The 3609-nt window shown below is 41.7% G+C and carries 4 protein-coding genes; all 4 read right to left on the bottom strand.

Annotated elements, in window-relative coordinates:
* Positions 1-1116 (bottom strand): DNA topoisomerase (locus Q1V93_RS03120; protein WP_300661312.1); only part of this gene is annotated, 1116 nt, incomplete at its 3' end.
* A 94-nt stretch (positions 1117-1210) separates the two neighbouring features.
* A complete protein-coding gene (locus Q1V93_RS03115) occupies positions 1211-2053 on the bottom strand; it encodes a hypothetical protein (protein WP_300661309.1) in 843 nt (280 codons plus the stop codon).
* 280 nt (positions 2054-2333) lie between these two features.
* A complete protein-coding gene (locus tag Q1V93_RS03110; protein ID WP_300661307.1) occupies positions 2334-2840 on the bottom strand; it encodes a dihydrofolate reductase in 507 nt (168 codons plus the stop codon).
* Positions 2837-3609: CapA family protein (locus Q1V93_RS03105; protein ID WP_300661304.1), on the bottom strand; the 773-nt coding region annotated here is incomplete at its 5' end. The genes Q1V93_RS03105 and Q1V93_RS03110, both read right to left, overlap by 4 nt.

Below are 3609 nucleotides of genomic sequence, written 5' to 3'. Positions count from 1 at the left end.
GCTGATTCCACTCGGTTGAACTCCCGTAGGAATAATCGCATGGTGATCCGTTACTTTCTTATCGTCGAAAACGGTTTTGAGTTTTGGAATTGGTTTTGCAAGTACAGATTCCGTGAAACGCGAATAGTGGGTCATTCTTTTCATGATTCCTTCAATCTTCGGATGTAAATCCTCGCTCAGATAAGTCGTATCAACCCTTGGATAGGTAACCAATTTTTTCTCGTACAAACTCTGAATGATCTTCAAGGTTTCTTCTGCCGAGTTTCCGATTTTCTTATTGGATTCAACCTGCAGGGAAGTCAAATCAAACAACCGCGGATTTCCCTCTTTCCCTTCTTTTTGTTCGAAAGAAGTAATCTCAAAAGGATGCTCCAGCAAATATGCTAACCCTTTATCTGCTCTTTCCTGTGATTGAAGCCGGTCGATCGTTGCCGAAAATTCCGTTTCACGATACAGGGTTTTCAATTCCCAGTATTCATCTGAACGAAACGCTTCAATTTCTTTTTGCCGGGTTACGATCATCGCCAAAGTCGGAGTTTGTACCCTTCCTATCGACAATGTTGCTTTCCCCTGTCCGAACTTCTTCGTAAACAAACGGGTTGCATTCATTCCCAAAAGCCAATCACCGATTGCTCTTGCACTTCCTGCTGCGTATAGATTCTGATATTGTTCTCCGGTTCTCAAAGCCTGGAAACCTTCCCGGATAGCTTCTTCCGTCAGGGACGAAATCCACAAACGTTTCATCGGAGCCTTGCATTTCGCTTTGGAAAGTACCCAACGCTGGATCAATTCTCCTTCCTGCCCGGCATCGCCGCAGTTAATCACCTCATCACAGGCTGAAACCAGTTTTTCAATAACAGAGAACTGTTTCCGCACTCCTGAATCGTCGATGAGTTTGATTCCGAATTTTTCAGGAATGATCGGTAAGTCTTCCAATTTCCAATACTTCCATTTTTCGTGATAATCGTGCGGTTCTTTGAGTGTACAAAGATGCCCGAAAGTCCAGGTTACCCAATAACCGTTTCCTTCGTAGAAACCGTCATGGCGCTGTTTGGCACCAATCACTTCTGCAATGTCCCGGGCTACGGAGGGTTTTTCGGCAATACACAATATCATAACGTGCAAAGTTCACCTTTTTATAGGGAAAACACAAGTACTAACAACACCGAGATTTGAACAAAAAGACCAAGTTCTGAGTCCGCAAACAGAATTAGAAGGAAATCAATTGCTTGCTTTGAAACATTTTTCCTCCTGCACGACCTCTGAACAGGTAAATTCCTTCACTCAGCTTTTCACTGAATTGTAACGTATTTCCGGCTTGAGTAAATGAGATTTGTTTTCCCATTGCATCAAAAATGCCCAGCTCCTGAATTCCCAATTCAGGATTCAGTTCAAAAGTTCTCCCGGCTTTCTTCACAAAAAGTTTACTTGAAAGAAGGGATTCATCAACTGCTAAGTGTCCACAAATCGTTGTACTGAATGAAACCTGCTGTACGCTCAGGGTTGTTTCCTCGACATACGAATTTGCAGAACCTTGTTCTCCAAACAGAATCATGATCTGGTTTCCTTCAATCACCCCCGGATTCCAGCGATTCTTTAATTCCTGGGTTAAATTCGAATTCACTGCGTTCACCGCAGCGTAATCGTAACTGATCGGTGTATAAATCACAATCGCATGTCCGGCTGGAATTTGCTGCAACATATTCAACATTCCTGCCAATTGAGTTGAATCCGAATACTTGAAGAAGAAATAATATTCCACTCTTGGGCGCCCGTTAGCTTCATTATAGTTTCCGAAAGAATGATCCGGATTTGCACCGTTGTAATTTGTTCCCCACGCTGTGCAAGAACTTTGATCGAAGACTGCTACGTAAAATCCTGGTTCAGGAGTTACAAGTCCATATTCAACAACATGTTCATCCAGGGAAACAGAATTAAAAGGAGTTTCCGTATCATAGCAATTGACTGCCAAAGTTGATTGGGCATTGCAGAAATGAGTGATTGAAGCGCACAGAAACAACGACAACAACGAATGATTTAAGATCTTTTTCATAAGCTAAGTTTTAGTAGGTAACAACTATTTAAGATCAAGCCGTCAGTCAAATACAAAACCAACTTCTTAGTTCTTATTTGATCAAATGTACAATTTTAAATTAAATAGGAAAATTTTGGTCGCACAACACTATTCCAATAGCAAAAAAACTTAAGTAAATGAGAATAGTATTCAACAATAGAAAGAAGCAGATTTACCTCAAAATAGATCTAACTTCTTCTGAAACACCCTGAATTCCCGGTTTGCCATTTGGCAAATTGGCAAATTAAAAAAGAGATAATTATATCCGTGTATACTTTTTCACCACAAAACTCACCTCATGCTTTTCATCCTTCCCTTGCTCAAAAATCGTTTCCACATTCCATTCCGATTCATCAAAAGCGGGAAAAAAGGTTTCCGCACCATAAACATGATCCACATGTGTAATGAACATCTTGTCGATCATACCGAAATCCATTGCTTCCTTGTAAATCTGTCCTCCTCCGATAATAAAAACCGTTCTTTCTGTCTCGTTTTTATAATGTTTCAAGCATTCATCCAAAGAAGAAAACACCCATGCTCCGGGAGCTTCATAATCCGCATTCCGGGTCAATACTGCATTTTCCCGGTTGGGCAAGGGTCTGAATCTTTCCGGGATGGAATCATAATTCTTCCGGCCCGTTACCACGATATGTCCGCTTGTCGTTTCCTTAAAGAATTTCATATCGGCCGGTAAATGCCACATCAAATCGTTGTTTTTACCGATTCCGCGTTCGTTGTCCATTGCAACGATCAGTGCTGTTTTCATGGAATGACTTTATATTCTGTGGGTGAAATAAACACATACTTAGGCTGAGCAATAAACGCTTCGGGAACACGGGCTTTTTTCACCTCCGATTCGGTCTCAAAATAACCCACAACCCAATGGTATTCGCCATCAGCTCCAAGAACCTTATGCAGCAAAGCTTTGAATCCGGGCTCAATAACATCTGCGTTTTTATAAACTTCAACCGGGTATTCCTGTGCATAATATCCTTTCAATAATTTTGCGTAATAATTGGTAATTACCTCATCTTTATTCAACGGATATTCGCTTGTTCCTTTGGAATGTTCTTTAAACAAGCTTCGCGAATCAGCGAAAAACAAATCATACTTCGCTTTGGAATCCGCATCAAAGAAATCGGACCGGTAATTGGCATAACTGAACTCCGGCAAAATATAGAACGGTTTTACAACAGCTTCCTGGCGCGGATAAACCCAGGTAAACACCTGTTCCACATTCCCTAAAACCGTTTTTCCTGCTTTCTTCTCTACTCCCGCCATCAGGATCATTCCGCCATCTTTGTACCGGTCGCGCTGATTGGAAACGAAATTCCCAAGCGACCAGGCCGTCAGTTTCTTTTCTCCGCCAACTTCTTTCACTTCTACCGGTTGCAATACATGTGGGTGGCCACCGATTACCATGTCCGCACCGTTTTCATAACAGAATTTCTCCCAATTCTTTTGATAATCATTCGGAAGCGATTGGTATTCCGTTCCCCAATGCAAGGTACAAACAATCAGATCCGGCTTCATTT

The sequence above is a fragment of the Fluviicola sp. genome (genome assembly GCF_030151805.1).
GTDB lineage: Bacteria > Bacteroidota > Bacteroidia > Flavobacteriales_D > Crocinitomicaceae > Fluviicola.
Note: the sequence above shows the minus strand (reverse complement) of the source record. Positions and strands in the feature narration are given on the sequence as shown.

Bases quoted from the DNA above. Each gene is read 5' to 3' on its own strand.
- Q1V93_RS03115 (WP_300661309.1), bottom strand. From the start codon at position 2,053: ATGAAAAAGATCTTAAATCATTCGTTGTTGTCGTTGTTTCTGTGCGCT.
- Q1V93_RS03110 (WP_300661307.1), bottom strand. From the start codon at position 2,840: ATGAAAACAGCACTGATCGTTGCAATGGACAACGAACGCGGAATCGGT.